Annotated in this window: 15 protein-coding genes; 10 read left to right on the forward strand and 5 right to left on the reverse strand. The window is 66.7% G+C overall.

Annotation, left to right across the window (positions count from 1 at the left end; all coding sequences use genetic code 11):
* Positions 1–19: 19 nt before the first annotated feature.
* The 7 genes from DQW50_RS06840 (at position 20) to DQW50_RS06870 (ending at position 6,959) form a co-directional block, all read left to right on the forward strand.
* Complete coding sequence (locus DQW50_RS06840; RefSeq protein WP_112078543.1) at positions 20–1,321, forward strand: ABC transporter substrate-binding protein; 1,302 nt, start codon at positions 20–22, stop codon at positions 1,319–1,321.
* Between the two features lie 9 nt (positions 1,322–1,330).
* Positions 1,331–2,245: a carbohydrate ABC transporter permease gene (locus DQW50_RS06845; RefSeq protein ID WP_112078544.1), complete on the forward strand. Its 915-nt coding sequence runs from the start codon at positions 1,331–1,333 to the stop codon at positions 2,243–2,245.
* Positions 2,242–3,117: a carbohydrate ABC transporter permease gene (locus tag DQW50_RS06850; RefSeq protein WP_112078545.1), complete on the forward strand. Its 876-nt coding sequence runs from the start codon at positions 2,242–2,244 to the stop codon at positions 3,115–3,117. The genes DQW50_RS06845 and DQW50_RS06850 overlap by 4 nt, the downstream gene beginning before the upstream one ends.
* A 2-nt stretch (positions 3,118–3,119) precedes the next feature.
* Entirely contained in the window at positions 3,120–4,250 is a 1,131-nt protein-coding gene (locus tag DQW50_RS06855; RefSeq protein WP_112078546.1) for an ABC transporter ATP-binding protein, read from the forward strand.
* Positions 4,247–5,524 carry a CaiB/BaiF CoA-transferase family protein gene (locus DQW50_RS06860; RefSeq protein ID WP_112078547.1) on the forward strand — a complete coding sequence of 426 codons (1,278 nt, stop codon included), beginning with the start codon at positions 4,247–4,249 and terminating at the stop codon, positions 5,522–5,524. The genes DQW50_RS06855 and DQW50_RS06860 overlap by 4 nt, the downstream gene beginning before the upstream one ends.
* Positions 5,521–6,609 carry a LeuA family protein gene (locus DQW50_RS06865; RefSeq protein ID WP_112078548.1) on the forward strand — a complete coding sequence of 363 codons (1,089 nt, stop codon included), beginning with the start codon at positions 5,521–5,523 and terminating at the stop codon, positions 6,607–6,609. The genes DQW50_RS06860 and DQW50_RS06865 overlap by 4 nt, the downstream gene beginning before the upstream one ends.
* 113 nt (positions 6,610–6,722) lie before the next feature.
* Positions 6,723–6,959 (forward strand): hypothetical protein, encoded by a 237-nt coding sequence (locus DQW50_RS06870; protein ID WP_112078549.1) that lies wholly within the window; start codon positions 6,723–6,725, stop codon positions 6,957–6,959.
* A gap of 28 nt (positions 6,960–6,987) precedes the next feature.
* Here the strand turns inward: DQW50_RS06870 and DQW50_RS06875 are convergent, their stop codons facing one another.
* Together DQW50_RS06875 and DQW50_RS06880 are read right to left on the reverse strand one after the other, a co-directional pair.
* Positions 6,988–8,172, reverse strand: a complete 1,185-nt coding sequence (locus DQW50_RS06875) for an MFS transporter (protein ID WP_112078550.1) — start codon at positions 8,170–8,172, stop codon at positions 6,988–6,990.
* Between the two features lie 84 nt (positions 8,173–8,256).
* A complete protein-coding gene (locus DQW50_RS06880) occupies positions 8,257–9,474 on the reverse strand; it encodes a Xaa-Pro peptidase family protein (protein ID WP_112078551.1) in 1,218 nt (405 codons plus the stop codon).
* Positions 9,475–9,858: 384 nt separating this feature from the next.
* Here DQW50_RS06880 and DQW50_RS06885 point away from each other — a divergent pair, with 384 nt between their 5' ends.
* The 3 genes from DQW50_RS06885 to DQW50_RS06895 all read left to right on the forward strand — a co-directional run bounded on the left by DQW50_RS06885 (position 9,859) and on the right by DQW50_RS06895 (position 13,828).
* Positions 9,859–10,833: a transcription initiation factor IIB family protein gene (locus tag DQW50_RS06885; RefSeq protein ID WP_112078552.1), complete on the forward strand. Its 975-nt coding sequence runs from the start codon at positions 9,859–9,861 to the stop codon at positions 10,831–10,833.
* A gap of 119 nt (positions 10,834–10,952) precedes the next feature.
* Complete coding sequence (locus DQW50_RS06890; RefSeq protein WP_112078553.1) at positions 10,953–11,450, forward strand: NUDIX hydrolase; 498 nt, start codon at positions 10,953–10,955, stop codon at positions 11,448–11,450.
* A gap of 44 nt (positions 11,451–11,494) precedes the next feature.
* On the forward strand, positions 11,495–13,828 hold the full coding sequence (locus DQW50_RS06895) for a hypothetical protein (RefSeq protein ID WP_112078554.1): 2,334 nt from the start codon (positions 11,495–11,497) through the stop codon (positions 13,826–13,828).
* 113 nt (positions 13,829–13,941) lie between these two features.
* Here DQW50_RS06895 and DQW50_RS06900 read toward each other — a convergent pair whose 3' ends face one another.
* The 3 genes from DQW50_RS06900 to DQW50_RS06910 all read right to left on the reverse strand — a co-directional run bounded on the left by DQW50_RS06900 (position 13,942) and on the right by DQW50_RS06910 (position 15,960).
* Positions 13,942–14,247 (reverse strand): hypothetical protein, encoded by a 306-nt coding sequence (locus DQW50_RS06900; protein ID WP_112078555.1) that lies wholly within the window; start codon positions 14,245–14,247, stop codon positions 13,942–13,944.
* A 192-nt stretch (positions 14,248–14,439) separates the two neighbouring features.
* Positions 14,440–15,444, reverse strand: coding sequence for a PQQ-binding-like beta-propeller repeat protein (locus DQW50_RS06905; protein WP_112078556.1), 1,005 nt, complete (start codon positions 15,442–15,444; stop codon positions 14,440–14,442).
* A gap of 90 nt (positions 15,445–15,534) precedes the next feature.
* On the reverse strand, positions 15,535–15,960 hold the full coding sequence (locus tag DQW50_RS06910; RefSeq protein ID WP_157964850.1) for a hypothetical protein: 426 nt from the start codon (positions 15,958–15,960) through the stop codon (positions 15,535–15,537).
* Positions 15,961–16,271: the final 311 nt, after the last annotated feature.

A 16,271-nucleotide genomic window follows, 5' to 3' on the forward strand; every position in this document is an offset into this window, starting at 1 on the left:
AACGATAATGATGTACAGGATGGCATACAACCGGTTCACACGCCGGCAGTTCCTCGGCACCGCGGGCGCGACGACGACCCTCGGAGTCGCGGGCTGTCTGGGTGGCAGTGGAGGCGATAACGGCGAGACGATCAGGTACCTCTCGGACCGCGGGGACTCGAGCGACGTCGTCGACGACATCATCGCCGAGTTCGAAGAGGAGTACGACTACACGGTCGAGGTCACCTACACCTCACGGGGGACGTCGACCGACGAGGAGTTGTCACAGATGCTCGCAGCCGGCGACCCGCCGGACCTGGTGTTCGACACGTCGGCAGACGCCTACCGCTACCAGCGTGACGGCGACCTCGCTCCCGTCACCGAGGCGGTACAGGACGTCGGCCTCCCGGACCCGGTCAACGTCGACGGAGACTCCTACTTCGCCCCGACGATGGTCGAACCGCTGATGGGCTGGTACCGCAGCGACCTCTACGAGGAGAACCCGACCACGTTCGAGACGTGGCAGAGCGAGGCACAACGCCTCTCCGAGGAGGAGGACATCGACGGGTTCGTCGTCCCGACCGGCGGGACCAACCACGCCGACACGTTCACGACACAACACCTCTGGCAGAACGACGTCGAGATCTACGGGGGCCCCTCCGACGACATCGAGGTGACCATCGACCAGGGGGACAACCGCGAGCGCGCGGAGGAGGCGTACGCGTGGCTCCAGTCGATGAACGAGTACGCGCCGAACGGCTCCGGGTGGGAGTGGGGCGACGGCACGCAGGCGCTCCAACAGGAGAACGCCGCGGCGCTGATGTCGGTGGGGGGCCTCCCGATCCTGACGATACGAGAGAACCGTCCCGACCTCGTGGAGAACCTCGCACCGACCGCGTATCCGATCCCGGACGGGAACGGTCAGGACGAGTGGTGGGCGTACATGGAGGGACACGTGGTCCGAAACGACGGCGAGGCCACGGAGGGCGCACAGGAGTTCGCGCGCTTTTTCAGCGAATCCGACCGGTTCTTCGACTTCGTGCTCTCGGCGCCGCTGTTCCAGTGGCCCCCGACCGAGGAGCTGATGAACGACGACCGGATGAGCGAAAACGAGATCCTCGCCGAGCACCAGGACGCCGTGGACCTCGTGCGAGACAACTGGGACGCGTTCACCACGGTTCTCGCGACGGGCGACGAGGGTGCCCCGAACATCGTCGCTGCCGACGCCTACAGCAACCAGCTGCTCGGCCAGTCCGCCGAACAGATGATCGTCGGGGGACAGTCGCCCGCGGAGACCGTCGACTGGATCGCCGAGGAGCTCCGCGGACTACAGGAGGAGTAGTACCGCTCGATGTCCGCAGTAGGCACGCTGGAGAGCCGACTCGGCGAGTTGGACGAGAAGCGGTTGCTGTTGGTCGCGACGTTCGTCCCGTTCACGCTGTTTTTCGTACTGGTCTGGGGGTTCCCCATCGGCTACGCCTTGGGGATGAGCCTGTTCGAGGACCCCACCGGTACGGCGGCGTTCGCGGGACTCGCGAACTACGCCGACGTCGTCACCGACGACCTGTTCGTCACGGCGCTGGTCAACAGCGTCGTCTACGCGCTCTCCTCGACGCTTCTGAGCCTCGTTTTAGGACTCGGGTTGGCGCTCGTCGTCAACCGTGAGATCCGCGGGGGCCACGCGCTCCGGACGATGATGATCTTTCCGTACCTGCTGCCGACGCTCGTGGTCATCTTCATGTGGACGTTCCTGCTCGACCCCAACGTCGGCGCGGTGAACGAGTTCCTGCTCGATAACGGGGTGATCGACGAACCGTTCGCGTTCTTCTCGTCGACGACGTGGGCGATGCCCGCCGTCGTCGTCGCGAGCGTCTGGAAATACGGCTCCTTCGCCTTCTTCATTCTGCTGGCTCGCCTCCAGGCGATCGATCCGAACCTCTACGAGCGCGCTCGCGTCGAGGGTGCCTCGACCTGGCAGGCGTTCCGTGACATCACCGTTCCCCAGCTCCGGGGGGCGATCCTGATCATCATCCTCGTGAGGGGGATCTGGATGTTCAACAAGTTCGACATCATCTACCTCGCGACGGGCGGCGGACCGTTGGATGTCACGACGACGCTACCGATCATGGTGTACGAGATGGCGTTCCAAGGGACGCCCGACTTCGGTGGCGCGACGGCGCTCGCGGGCATCATGTTCCTGCTTCTCGCCGTGGTGGCGGTGGTGTACTTCGTGGCGTTCAAGCCCGAGCGGGAGGTGGCGACGTGATCGATCTCGGAGGTGGTGCTGCGGGCAAGTACGTCAGTCAGCACACCCAGGAACGGATACGCCGAACGGCGGTGGTCCTCACGGCGCTACTCGTCGCGATCTTCGTCAGCATCCCGGTGTACGTGATGATCGCCATCGCGTTCCAGCCGTCGACGACGACGTTCCGCGGCGGGACGGTGAGCCTGCTGTTCGACTCGTTCACGCTCGACAACTTCGTACTGCTTTTCACCGACACCGGGACCCCGCGATACCTGTTCAACAGTCTGTTGGTCACGGCGTCGTCCACGTTGCTGGCGACGGCGCTCTCCGTGGCTGCGGGCTACGGGCTCACGCGGTTCGAGTTCCGCGGCAAGACCATGGCGGCGCGTGCGGTGTTGTTCGCGTACATGTTTAGCCCCATCGTACTCGCGATTCCGCTGTACGTGATCTTCTTTACGCTCGGATTACTGGACAGTTACTTCGCGCTCACGATGGCGCTGACCGGGATCTCCGCGCCCTTCGGCATCTGGCTGATGTGGCAGTACTTCCAGACGGTCCCCGAGGCGCTCGAGGAGTCGGCGTGGATCCGCGGTGCCGGTCGAGTGCGCACGCTCTGGGACGTGGTCCTCCCGGTCGCACGGCCTGGTACCATCGCCACGGCCATCTTCGCGTTCTCGGTCGCGTGGAACGACTTCACCATGGCCCGCGTCGTGATGAGCCAGGACGAGATGTACACGATCACCGTCGGCGCCAGCCTGTTCCTCGACCGCGCCTCGATCGGCTGGTCGGAGACGATGGCGGCCGCAGTCTTGATGTCCCTGCCGCCGTTCGCGATCGCACTGTTCCTCCAGAACTACCTATTACAGGGCTTCAACGTCGGAGGCCTCGAATAACCATGGCACGATCTATACGACTCGAAGACGTCCGAAAGGAGTATCACACAGCCGGCACGACCCACCTGGCCGTCGACGACCTCTCGCTCGAGATCCCGGAAGGGTCGTTCACGACGATCGTGGGGCCCTCGGGCTGCGGGAAGACGACCACGCTGCGGATGATCGCCGGCTTGGAGACTCCGACGTCGGGGTCGATCCACTTCGGCGACCGCGACGTGACCGACGTCCGACCGCAGGACCGCAACGCGGCGATGGTGTTCCAGTCCATCGCGCTCTACCCCCACATGACCGTGCGGGAGAACATCGCCTACGGACTGAAGGTCGCGGGGGTCCCCAAAGCCGAGCGTCGTGCCGCGGTCGACGAAGCCGCAACGACCCTCCAGATCGGCGAGCAACTGGAGAAGATGCCCGCGGAACTCTCGGGCGGCCAGCAACAGCGGGTCGCCCTGGGCAGCGCGTTCGTTCAGGACCCCGACGTGCTCCTGCTGGACGAGCCGATGTCCGACCTCGACGCCAAACTCAAAGCCGAGCTCCGCGTGGAGGTCCAGCGGCTCCACAAGGAGATGGACGCGACGATGGTGTACGTCACACACGACCAGACCGAGGCGATGACGATGAGCGACTACGTCCTGCTCTTGGAGGGCGGTCGGCTCGCGCAGTTCGCACCGCCCGGAGACCTCTTCGACCGGCCCGTCTCGCAGTACGTGGCGGAGTTCATCGGAACCCCATCGACGAACGCGTTGCCGGCGACCGTCGAGATCGGCGAGGGGGGTCCAGTCGTGGTCGGCGAGTGGTTCGAGATCCCGGCGCCACCGGACCCGTTCGAGGACCGGATCGGCGACGCGGTCACGCTCGGCATCCGGCCGCAGTACCTCTCGCCTGACGGCGGCGACCACCGCGTTCGCGTGGTCGTGGACGTGGTCGAACAGCTCGGCACCGAGTTCGTGATACACGGAACGGGCCTGGACGGCACCCACATCAACGTCGTCGACGAGAGCGTCGGGGACGCGACGGCCAGCGACGAACTCGACGTCGGCTTCGACGCTGCCGACGCGTTCGTGTTCGACGACGACGGTCGGACGATCTGCCACGGCGACCGTCTCGTCGCCGCCCGGTCGAGACCCAACCAATGACGGGGAAAGGAGAGACGACGAACGACGAGTCGAGCCGTACTGGCGGAACCGACGGCGACAGCCAGCGCATCGCCCCGAACCTGTTGCCCGGCACGGAGGGTCGGCCGCTCTCGGACGTGACCGTCCTGGAACTGGGCCACATCGTCGCCGGCCCGTTCTGCTCGATGGTGCTGGCGGACCTCGGCGCGGAGGTGATCAAGGTCGAACATCCCGAGCGTGGCGACGCGGTCCGGAACTCCTCCCCCGTGGGAAACGCCTCGTTCGACTACGTGAACCGCAACAAAATCGGGGTCTCCATCGACCTGAAGTCCGAGGAAGGAAGGGCGGTGTTCGAGGACCTCGTCGCCGAGGCCGACGTGCTCATCGAGAACTTCGCTGCGGGCACCGTCGACCGACTCGGCGTGGGGTACGACGACCTGTCGGCGCTCAACGACGAGCTGGTGTACTGCTCGATCAAGGGATTCAACGAGGGACCGTATCAGGAGTACCCGGCGCTCGACCCCGTTGCGGAGGCGCTTTCCGGTGTGATGAGCGTCACGGGACGACCCGGTCACCCGCCGGTGCGCTGTGGAACCAGTCTCGCCGACATGGCGGCCTCCCTGTACGGGGCCGTTTCGGTGCTCGCCGGCGTGCGACAGCGCGACGCCGACGGCGAGGGACAGCACATCACCGTTCCGCTCTACGGGAGTACCGTCTCGTTGATGGGGTACTGGCTCGCGTACACCCAGTCGTCGGGACACGTCGCCGAGCCCATCGGCGCCGGCCACCCGAACTGGGCGCCGTACGACGTCTTCCAGACGGCGGACGACGCGTGGGTTTTCGTCGGCCCGTCCTCCCAGCAGCAGTGGGAAGCGCTGTGTACGGCACTCGAGGTCGACCTCCATCGAACGGAGCGCTACGCCACCCTCGACGACCGACGCGCGAACCGCGAACGTCTCACCGAAGAGCTACAGACCGTCTGCGAGCGCTTCGACGCCGGGGACCTGATCGACCGACTTCGCGACGTCGGCGTCCCGGTCGCGCCCGTCAACGACACCAAGGACGTCGTCGAGGACCGCCATCTCCGGGAGACCGACGCGCTCGGAACGATCCGGGCGACGGAGGGCGGTGGTGGCGACATCGACGTGCCGCGGTACCCCGCACGGTCGAACGCCTTCCGACGCGTCGAGAACGCCGACCCACCGGAGCTCGGCGAGGACACGGACGCCGTGCTCGAAGCGCTGGGATACGGAGAGGAGGAACGCGAACGACTCCGGCAGCGGGGGGCGGTATGAAGCTGCTCGATCTCACCCTCAGGGAGGGCGAGCAACGCCCGGGGATCGAGTACACCGTCGAGCAGAAGGTCGAGGCGGCCCGCGAACTCGACGCGCTCGGTGTCGACTACCTCCAAGTCGGGTTCCCGATCGCCGACGAGGACGTGCGAACCGTCTGTGAGCGTCTCGACGTCGACGCCGACGTCACGGGTATCGCGCGGGCCATCCCGGGCGACGTCGAGGCTGCCCTCGATGCCGGCGTCGACGTGGTGGACCTGTTCGCCCCCACGAGCGAGGCACATCTCGAGGCGGTCCTCGGCACCACCCGCGCGTCGATGGTCGAGTCGGTTCGGGAGGCCGCGGCGCTGGCTCGGGAGGGTGGTGTTGCGGTACAGTTCACCGCGATGGACGGCTTTCGTACCGAGCCCGCCGCCCTCGACGAACTGTTCGCAACCGTCGACGCCGACTGGTACACGATCGCGGACACCGTCGGCTCGCGGACCCCGGCCGGAGTGGAACGGTTCCTCGAGTCCCTCGAGAGCGACCTCGCCGAGGTCGGCGTCCACTTTCATGAGGACCTCGGTGTCGGCACCGCGAACGCGCTGGCAGCGGGTCGTGCGGGTGCGGGCAAGGCCGACGTCTCGGTCGGCGGTATCGGCGAGCGTGCGGGCAACACGCCCGCGGAGGCGTTCGTCGCCGCGGCGACGGTCGGCGCGGAGCCGATCGATCTCGCGGTCGACGAGCGGTCGCTGATCCCCGTCGCCGAGCGCGTGCTCGACGTCCTGGACGAGGACGTGGGGACGGCGAAGCCGCTCCTCGGAGACGAGGCGTTCGCCCACGAGTCCGGGATCCACACGGCCGCGATGCTTGACGACCCCTCGACGTTCGAACCGTTCGATCCCGCACGGTTCGGCGGGACGCGACGACTCCTGTTCGGACCGGGAACCGGCGCCGGCACAGCACGTAAACTGCTCCGCCGCGCCGGGATGGAGCCGACGGACGAGCGCGTCGCGGCGCTGCTCTCACGACTCGCGGACGTGGACGAGGAGGTCGACGTCGAGGAAGCCGTGGCACTGGCGACGACGGTTGGAGACCGGTTCAGGTAGCCGAAACGGTCCACGGAGACGGGTTTCACGCGCACCCCGACCGCGTTCGAGACGGTCGATGACGCCCGACCTCGGCCACCGGGTTTAAAAAGATCCGGCCGAAAGGATGGGCCATGCCGACTTTCGAACTGAACCTCTCGGACGACGTGTACGCCGAGTTCCAGCAGCTCGCCGACTCCGAGTTCGTCACCGAAGAGCAGGCTGTAGAGGAACTGATCGCCTCCGGGATCGAGGCGTACAACGTCAACGTCGTCGACGACGACCCTCGCGACGAGATGCTCGACGGCGCGGAGAACAACATGTTCGACACGGCACAGGACCCGGGGAGCCTCGAGGACGACCGGCTGTAGTCGCCCCCGTCCTGCGGTCGATCGTTCCTCAGTACCCCAGTCCGAGCAGACGGTTCGTCACCAGCACGATCAACCCGAGCGCCATCACCGCCGTGAGCAGGCCGAACGCGGCGGTCCATCCCGCGACATCGGAGACCGCTCCGACGACGACGCTACCCGACGCGCCGACAACCATGTACACGGTGCGGACGAGTCCGAACCCCGCGCCGCGTTCGGCGTCGGAGAGCAGGTCCATGAACCGCGACTGGAGCGGCGCCCCCCACGACATCGCCAGTCCGACGAGGAGAACGCCCACGACCGTCGTGGGGAGTCCGAGCCCCTCTTGCGCCCCGAATACCAGGGTTCCGTACCCGAGGACGCCGGCGGCCATGGTGAGGATCACCGTCGGGTCCCGACCGATCCGGTCGGAGAGCGACCCCGTCAGCGGTTGTATCCCGCCGTGGACGAGGAAGTACAGCGAGAACAACAGCGCGGACAGCGCGGACGAGAACCCCCCGCCGACCTCGAGGAACGTCGGCAGGAAGGAGGCGGTGGCCTGCCAGGTGAACGCCCCGAGCGTCGCCAGACCGGTTGTATAGCGGATCGACGGCCGGGAGAGCAGTTCGGCGAGCGGCCCGAACGCGAACCGTTCGCGCATCGCCTGGTCCGGTCGGCGCGGCTCGGTCGGCCGGATCCGCCACGCGAACAGCGCGAAGGCGGGAACGGCGACGACGGTTCCGAGCAGGATCCCCGCCCGCCAGCCGTAGCGCGCGCCGACGAGGGTCGCTACCGGCGGGGCGACGAGCCCCGCGACCGGCCCGCCGGCGATGTGGACGCCGATGGCGCGCCCGATGTCGTCGAACTGCCGGGTCAGGAAGGTGGTCGCGACGGTGTAGTGGAGGCCCGCACCGGCGCCCAGAACGACGGTGAACAGCATGAACGCGAGGATGGACGGTGAGGCAGCGATGAAGAGCGTGGCGACCGCGGTCGAGCCGACGGCGACGAGTATCACCCGTCTCTCGCCGTAGCGGTCGCCGAGGATCCCGGAGGGGAACTGGGAGAACGCGTACGCGACCCACATCCCCGAGAGCGCGAGTCCGACCGTCGCGTTCGAGACGTCGAAGGCCGCCGTGATCTCCGGGACGAGGGGGCTGATCGTCAGCCGCGCGACCATCGTCGCGGTGAACGCGAGGGTACAGAGTCCGAGCGCCGTGTGTGCGTACCGCCAGTTCACGCCCGGTCTATCGGAGCCGCCTCAAAGCGGGTTCCGATCCCGGCTGCCGTCGCCGCGTTCGTCGCGACGGCGGCGACCCAGGGCTCAGACCACGAACTCGAGCGGGTACTCCGTGAGGTTCTCGTGGCCGTCCTCGGTGACGACGACGAGGTCCTCGAGCCTGACGCCGCCGACGGCCGGGTCGTAGAGGCCGGGTTCGACGGTGACGACGTGGCCGGGCTCCAGCTCGCCGGCACCGCTCGCGAGCCGGGGCGACTCGTGGACGTCGAGGCCGATCCCGTGGCCCGTCGAGTGGATGAACCCCGTCTCCGTCTCGGGGTCGGTCCGGAACGTCGGCTCGCCGGCCGCCTCGTACACCTCGCAGGCGGCTGTGTGGACCTCCTCGCCGGTCGCGCCCGGTGCGACCGCCTCGAGGGCGGCCTCGAGCGCCCGCTTCGTGAGGTCGTACCACTCACGGGCAGCGGGGTCGGGCTCGCCGACGCAGAACGTTCGGGTCATGTCGGCGTGGTACTTGGTCGCCTTCGACCGGGGGAAGACGTCGACGATGATCGGCTCGTTCGCCCGGAGCGGGCCCGAGCCGCGGTCGTGCGGGTCGGCCGCCTGCGCGCCGCCGGCGACGATGGTCTCGTCGAGCGCGCAACCACGGCGCAACAGCGCGACCTCGATCTCCTCCGCGACCCGCTCGCTGGTGAGCGGCGCTCCCTCGTACAGGAGCGTGCCAGGCTCGACGTCGTGGTCGCCCATGCTGTCCCCTTCCTCCGCGACGTCGCCGGCTACCTCCCCGTCGCCCGCGACGTCGGCCTCGGCGAGCAGCGACTCCGCGGCGCGCATCGCCGCCTCGTTCGCCCGTTGAGCCTCCCGGATCGCGTCTATCTCCTCGTCCGTCTTGACCGCCCGGACCGTCCCGAGGACGTCCTCGTCGTCGACGACGACGCCGACGCCGCGATCGCGAAGCGCGTCCGCGGTCCCGACCGGCCCGCGCGGCGGCACGGAGACGGACTCCACGCCCTTCCCCCGGACGAACCGCGCGTACATGTCGTACCGGTCGTCGCGCCCGCCGTACTCGTAGTCGTAGTCGGCGTGGCGTTCGACGGTGTCGGCTGTGGCCTCGGACCGGGCGCGGCCGTACTCGAGTCCGGAGACGAGCACGTGGACCTCGCCGTCGGCATACAGCGTGAGGAAGGGGTCGGGGCCGGTGAACCCGGAGAGGTACAGCTGGTTCGCGTCCTCCTGTGAGGCGTCGAGCAGGTATCCGTCGGTGTCGATCCCGTCGAGCAGTCGGTCGAGCCGCGTCCGGTTCATGTCGATCCCCTGGCACGGAGCACCAAATCGGTTGTCCTCGGCGGACGGAGCAGTTGTCCTCGGCGGACGGAGCTGTTGTCCTCGGCGGACGGAGCGGTCGGTCTCACCGAGCGGGACGAACCGACCGTGGGAGACGGAACTCGGACGAAAACAATATATATTCGATCCCGACTTCCCGACCCGGCGATAGGTCATGAAGAACCGTGACGAAATCTCGTCGGTAGATCTCGGGCTACTAGCGACCTATACCGGATCTATCGGCGTATTTCGAATCCTCAGATCGTCCCAAATGTTTAAATGTATCGCGCCCTTACCGATAGGTGAGGAAAGCCGAAAGCAGACTCATCTTTCGGTCCCGCGGTCGGTCCCCCCCAAACCAACACAATGAGCGACAACGTTCGAACCTACACGACGGAACACGCCGACGACGAACGAGAGAGCGAGTCGGCGGCGGACGAGGAACTACGCTGCCCCGAGTGCGACGGCCAACTCGCTACCGACACCGAACACGGCGAGACGGTGTGTGCTGACTGCGGGCTCGTCGTCGAGGAGGACGAGATCGACCGCGGGCCGGAGTGGCGCGCGTTCGACTCCCGCGAGAAGGACCAGAAGTCCCGCGTGGGCGCGCCCACGACGAACATGATGCACGACAAGGGGCTGTCGACCAACATCGGCTGGCAGGACAAGGACGCGTACGGCAAGTCCCTCTCGAGCCGCCAGCGCGAGAAGATGCAGCGACTCCGCACCTGGAACGAGCGGTTCCGGACGCGCGACTCGAAGGAGCGCAACCTGAAGCAGGCGCTCGGCGAGATCGATCGGATGGCCTCGGCGCTCGGACTCCCGGACAACGTCCGCGAGACCGCCTCCGTCATCTACCGCCGCGCGCTCGACGAGGACCTGCTTCCCGGCAGGTCCATCGAGGGCGTCGCGACCGCCTCGCTGTACGCCGCTGCCCGGCAGGCCGGGACTCCCCGGAGCCTCGAGGAGATCGCGGGCGTCTCTCGTGTGGAAAAAGACGAGATCGCCCGGACGTACCGCTACGTCGTCCGTGAACTCAAACTGGAGATCCGACCGGCCGACCCGGGGAGTTACGTGCCGCGGTTCGCCTCCGATCTCGGTCTCTCGGACGAGTCGGAGCGTCGTGCCCGACGGCTCCTCGACACCGCGAAATCCCAGGGGATCCACAGCGGGAAGTCGCCGGTCGGGCTCGCGGCTGCCGCCGTCTATGCCGCCGCCCTCCTCACCAACGAGAAGGTGACCCAGAGCGAGGTGAGCGAGGTCGCGAACATCTCCGAGGTCACCATCCGCAACCGCTACCACGAACTGCTCGAGGCCGAGGACAGCATCGCCGTCAACTAGTCGGCTCGACGCCGACGAGGCCGTCATATCCGGAGGGCCGACCACGGTGGCGAACGGACTCGACGGACGCGTCGGGCGCGTCCCGAACACACAAATCGTGTCGAGCCGAGAGGGTCGGTATGGAGACGACCCGTCACTTCACGGCGACCACCTACGTCGTCAACGACGGCGCGACGGCGCTTCACAAGCACGACCGGTTGGGGATCCACCTCCCGCCGGGCGGACACGTCGAGCGCGACGAGCTGCCGCACGAGGCGGCGATACGGGAGGTTCGCGAGGAGATCGGACTCGAGGCCGAGCTCGTCGCCGACCGCGCCGACGTCGAGACGCCGAACGGTCGGCCGTTGCCGGAGCCGGCTCACCAGCTACTCTACGACATCGACGTCCATCCCGACGGGTCAGTGAGCCACCAGCACATCGATCACCTCTATTACGCGCGGGTTCCCTCCCGCCGGATCGATCCGAACGGGGACGGCGAGGCCGACGCCGAGGCGTGGTCGTGGTACACCCCCGAAGAGCTACGGGCGGGCGGCTTCGACGCGGACGTGATCGCGCTGGGTAGTGAGGCGATAGCGACGGTGGACGACACGGCCGGATCCGGCCGATCCGGCGTCTGACGGTCCGGAAAGTATTTGGGTCGGTGTCGGGGAATACCGGTAAGATGGACGCACAGCGAAGGGAGGAGATCACCGGGTGGGACACACGGGAGTTCGAGGGGGGCTTCGACGGGCTCCGCCGGTTCGCGGACCGTGGCTTCTCGGGCGCGGCGACCGACGGTACCGGGTGGTTGTTCATGCTCGAGGGTCGCGTCGTCGGGACCGTCGACGCGACCCTCGACGCGTTCGTGGACGCCGCCGGAACGATATACCAGGCGCCCCACGAGGCGCTTCCGGTGCTTTTCGCGATGCAGGAACGGGGAGGCGAACAGCGGGCACGGTACTACACGAAGGACACGCCGCTCTCGGAGGCCGACGACAAACTCTCACAGGGTGGGTTCACCGGCTACGTCGAACTCGCCGAGAACGTGCTCTCCGGCGACTACTACGTCGCCTACACCGCCGGTGAGTCGATGGCGGCCGCGTTCGTCGGGAACTCGCGGCGGCTCGAGACCGGCGAGGACGCCTTCGCGCTGGCGAACGACGAGGTCGGGATCTACACCGTCTACGAGGTCGACCTCGACGTCAGGGAGATCCCGGAGGCCGCGGGCGCCGCCGGGAGTAACGCGGAGAGCGAGGTGGACCGATCCGACGACACCGGGTCCGCCGTCGGCGGCGTTGGCACGGACGGAGTCGAAGCGGAAGGGGAGACTGTAGACGGCGAGGAAGCAGTGACGGTAGACGACGAGGAAGCAGTGACGGTAGACGACGAGGAAGCAGTGACGGTAGACGACGCGAAAGCAGTGACGGTAGACGAGGAAGGAGACACTGTAGACGACGAGGAAGGGGAGACTGTAGACGAGGAAGGAGACACTGTAGACGACGAGAGCGAAGGGACGGATCGGGAGGGGCGGTCCCGCCCGGCAGTCGGATCGGACGACACCGAAACTGGGAGGAGCGACGCTGTGGCGGCGGAGCGAAACGCCGCGACAGCGGAGCGAAACGCCACGGGACAGCCGACCGCCCAGGAGTCGGGAACGCGAACCGACAGCCGGACCGGGACGTCGGCCGGGTCGGACAGGCCGTCGGCCGGGTCGGACGGCGCCTCCGAGGACGTCTTCTCGGAGGAGGCGCAGTGGCGCGAGACGAAGTCGATCCCCGCGCTCGACCCGTCCGAGACCAGCGAGCGCGGCGAGAACCCGTCGTCGGGGCGTGCGAATCGGCGACAGGGGACCGCCACGGGACGGACCGGTAGGTCGCCCGGAGCCTCGAGCCCGTCACGAACCGACGGGGCCGTATCCGAGGGATCGACGTCCGGGGAGAGTTCCGCCGGAGGATCGTCGCCGAGCCCGCGCTCGACGGAGCGGGCCGGCTCGGGGCGGGCCGCCGTCTCGGGACGGACTCCGGACGGGGTTCGCGAACGGATCGAGGAGCTCGAGTCGGCGCTCACGACGGCCGAGGACGCCCGCGAGGAGGTGGCGGCCGAGCGCGACAGACTCGAGGCCCAACGCGACGAACTCCGCGAAGAACTGGACGGGGTGACGACCGAGCGTGACGAGATTGAAGCGGAGCGGGACCGCCTCGAGGGGGAACTCGAACGGCTCCGTTCGGAGGCCGATCGCCTCCGCGAACAGCTCGATCGGGCGGAGTCACGTCTCCCGGACGGCGACCGGAGCCTGCCACCTGTCGAGGCGCGCGCCGGGACCAACCTGTTCATCAGATACGATTCGAAGGGCGGCGCGACGCTCGAGGACGCCCACGACGGGGCAGTCGACCGCGAGGAGCTCCGGCAGAACCTCCGGATCGAACACCACACGAGCTTCGAGACCGAGGGACTGCTCGTCGACGGCGAGCCGTTCGAGTCGTTCCTCCGGGGGACGATGGAGTACGGGTTCACCCGATGGCTCGTCGAGGAACTCCCCTTCGAGATCGGCGAGACGGGCAACGGGAGCGCGCTACGCGAACTCTACGACGCGCTTCCCGAGATCGACCGCGCCGAGATCGGCGGCAGTGTCTCCGTCGTGATCCGGGAGAACGGCGAGGAGACCCGCGAGCAGCGCGAGTTCGACCTGGTGTTGCGCGACCGGATGGGCAACCCGCTCTTCGTCGCCGAGCTCAACGACTCGCGCGCGCCGACTGCGGGCGCGACCCTGGAGTCGCTCGTCGCGAACGGCGGCGTGATCGCGGAGTCGAACGAGGGGTTCGCCGCGGCGTTCGCGGTGACGGCGAGCTTCTTCGAGCCCGACGCGTTGGAGGCCGCGAGCGACGCGGTCGGCGGGGGGCTGTTCAGCCGCTCCAAGCGGAAGAGCTTCGTGAAGCTCTCGCGCAAGCGTGGGTACCACCTGTGTCTCGTGGAGTCACGCGAGGGCGGGTTCCACCTCACGGTCCCGGACCTGTAGTAGAGACGGGTCTCGTCGGCGGGAAAACGGTCGGTCGTCGGTGAAGTCGACAGGTCGGGCGGGCGCCGCGTCGAACCGGATCCGAACTCCTCGGGCAACTCCGAGTTCCGCGATCAGTTCTCGACTTCGGCGGCGTCGTCGATCCGCATCGAGCCGAGCTTCTGGACCGTGTGATCGAGCTTCTCGTCGAGTTCGTCGACGAACTCGTGGGTGCGCTCCGTCGTTATCGCGCCCTGACTGGAGGGTTCGATGAGGTTCTCCTCCTCGAGGACGCGAAGCGAATACCGAACCTTGTGGTGGGGGTAGCCCGTCTCGTTGGACATCTTCACGATCCCGATCGGTTCGTTCTCGATGACCATCCGCAACACCTGCAGGTGCCGCTCCAGCATATCTACCTCTTTCTCGAGTCGATCTATCATGCCATATGTTAACTCGTCATGCCCCCTTTTAAAAGTTGTTGTCGAGCTGGGGAGGGCGAATTCCGGCCTACGGTTTGACATGGGAGTAGTTAACGGTTCGGATCACGGAGGCGACAGCCGACGTCCTCACGTACGTTTTATCCGGGCGTTCGAGATCAGATCGTCACCAGCAGGGGGATCGCCGACGCCAGCTCACTGCCGTGACGCCCTCACCGCGTACAGGGATCCGTCTTCGCTCCCGACGTAGACTGCCCCCTCTACCACCGTCGGTGAGGACGAGATCCCGCCGTCGGTCTGGACGGTCCACCGTTCGGTACCAGCGGCCGCATCCACCGCGTACAGGTTCTCGTCGGCACTTCCGACGTATACGGTATCACGGACCACCGCAGGCGACGAGTGGATCCAACTCCCGGCTTCGAAGGTCCAGTGTACGGCACCGTCGTCGGTAGCCACCGCAGACAGGCGGCCGCCATCGTCCCCGACGTATACGGTGCCCGTTCCTATGGCTGGCGATGAATCGACCGCATCCCCGGTTTCGAAGCGCCACTGCTCGGTACCGATGGTTGCGTACACCGCGTATAGATACGACGTTCCGGTAGGTGAGTTGGTTCCGACGTAGACAGTCCCGTCAGCCACCGTCGGGGAGGCGACGTAGCCACCAGTTTCGAAGGCCCACCGCTCGTCACCAGTAGTAGCGTGTACCGCGTACAAGTTTTCGTCCCAGCTCCCGACGTAGACCGTCCCGTCCGTGACCACCGGCGAAGCTGAGATCTCTCCCCCGGTCTCGAACGTCCACGTCTCGGCCCCGGTAGCCGCATCCACTGCGTACAAATGTTCGTCCCAGCTCCCGATATAGACCGTCCCGTCTACCATCGCCGGCGAGGAATCGATCCGGGACCCCGTCTCGAAGTTCCACCGCTCGGTGCCAGTGCTCGCGTCTACCGCATACAGGCTCGCGTCGACGCTCCCGACGTAGACCGTCCCGTCTCGCACGGTTGGCGAACTCACCACTGGGGCGTCAGTTTCGAAACGCCACAGTGGCGCGCCGGTGGTCGTGTCTATCGCGTACAGGAATCCATCGTCACTTCCAACGTAGACGGTCTCGTTCACCACCGTCGGCGAGGAAGCGATCGAGCTTCCGGTTTCGAAGGTCCAAAGCAGCTCCCCAGCATCCCCCTCAGATTGCTCTCGTTTCATGTTCCGATCACGTGGATCCAGCGGCGAGGTGAGTTGGTTTCCGACCACGTCCGCCGATGCCGGATCGGCGAGATCCGGGCGTGGCAGACGTCACGAGTCATCGTCGTAGCCCAGCGTCTCTACGGACGGAGGAGTCAACGAGAACGGGACGGTTCGTACGTTCGTAGAGATCTCCGGAGTGTGAGCGTCCACGATCAATCCGAGATCGTCTAACGTATCGATCACGTTCGAGACTGCCGACCTCGCGTGTGTTTCCTCCGTCGCGTCGATCGAAAGGACGGTCCCATCTCCGGAGACGACAACCGTCGTCGGGAGATCGTCCGGCTGATACACGACACCGGGAAACGTCGCCTCATCGTACAGACAGTCCGATTCACCCAACGCGATCGCGACGGATTCGAGTGAGAACGCCTGATCGAACCTGGCATACGCTGTGGCGTCACCCTCGTAGAGATCGACGGGGAGATCGGCCACCTGAGCGCGGATCTCTTCCGGCGGGATCGTGTTCGTCGACATCATCCGTGTGTGCTACCGGTCCAGATTAAACGTTATGATAACCGACACAATTCGAGGTCGAACCATCGAATATGTAAGAGAAAATGGGATTTCAGGAATAACGGATATTCAGAGAACGCAAGGGAGACGGGGAAACGAAATCAGCGATACGCACGGGTACGGCACGTTTCGAGTGGCGTCCACGCGTCGATGCTCGTTTTGTTGATCGATCGGAAGACCGCTCCGCCAGTGAGATGGCACGAACGACGATATCTGCCGACAGTGCGTACGGGATCCATACACGTTCGTGCCGTGATCGCGACGACGGACCG

It is taken from the genome of Halorubrum sp. 48-1-W, assembly GCF_003287355.1.
GTDB lineage: Archaea > Halobacteriota > Halobacteria > Halobacteriales > Haloferacaceae > Halorubrum.

Coding starts and splice junctions, on each gene's coding strand:
- DQW50_RS06840 (WP_112078543.1), top strand. CDS start 20: ATGGCATACAACCGGTTCACACGCCGGCAGTTCCTCGGCACCGCGGGC.
- DQW50_RS06845 (WP_112078544.1), top strand. CDS start 1,331: ATGTCCGCAGTAGGCACGCTGGAGAGCCGACTCGGCGAGTTGGACGAG.
- DQW50_RS06855 (WP_112078546.1), top strand. CDS start 3,120: ATGGCACGATCTATACGACTCGAAGACGTCCGAAAGGAGTATCACACA.
- DQW50_RS06860 (WP_112078547.1), top strand. CDS start 4,247: ATGACGGGGAAAGGAGAGACGACGAACGACGAGTCGAGCCGTACTGGC.
- DQW50_RS06865 (WP_112078548.1), top strand. CDS start 5,521: ATGAAGCTGCTCGATCTCACCCTCAGGGAGGGCGAGCAACGCCCGGGG.
- DQW50_RS06870 (WP_112078549.1), top strand. CDS start 6,723: ATGCCGACTTTCGAACTGAACCTCTCGGACGACGTGTACGCCGAGTTC.
- DQW50_RS06880 (WP_112078551.1), bottom strand. CDS start 9,474: ATGAACCGGACGCGGCTCGACCGACTGCTCGACGGGATCGACACCGAC.
- DQW50_RS06885 (WP_112078552.1), top strand. CDS start 9,859: ATGAGCGACAACGTTCGAACCTACACGACGGAACACGCCGACGACGAA.
- DQW50_RS06890 (WP_112078553.1), top strand. CDS start 10,953: ATGGAGACGACCCGTCACTTCACGGCGACCACCTACGTCGTCAACGAC.
- DQW50_RS06895 (WP_112078554.1), top strand. CDS start 11,495: ATGGACGCACAGCGAAGGGAGGAGATCACCGGGTGGGACACACGGGAG.
- DQW50_RS06900 (WP_112078555.1), bottom strand. CDS start 14,247: ATGATAGATCGACTCGAGAAAGAGGTAGATATGCTGGAGCGGCACCTG.
- DQW50_RS06905 (WP_112078556.1), bottom strand. CDS start 15,444: ATGAAACGAGAGCAATCTGAGGGGGATGCTGGGGAGCTGCTTTGGACC.
- DQW50_RS06910 (WP_157964850.1), bottom strand. CDS start 15,960: ATGTCGACGAACACGATCCCGCCGGAAGAGATCCGCGCTCAGGTGGCC.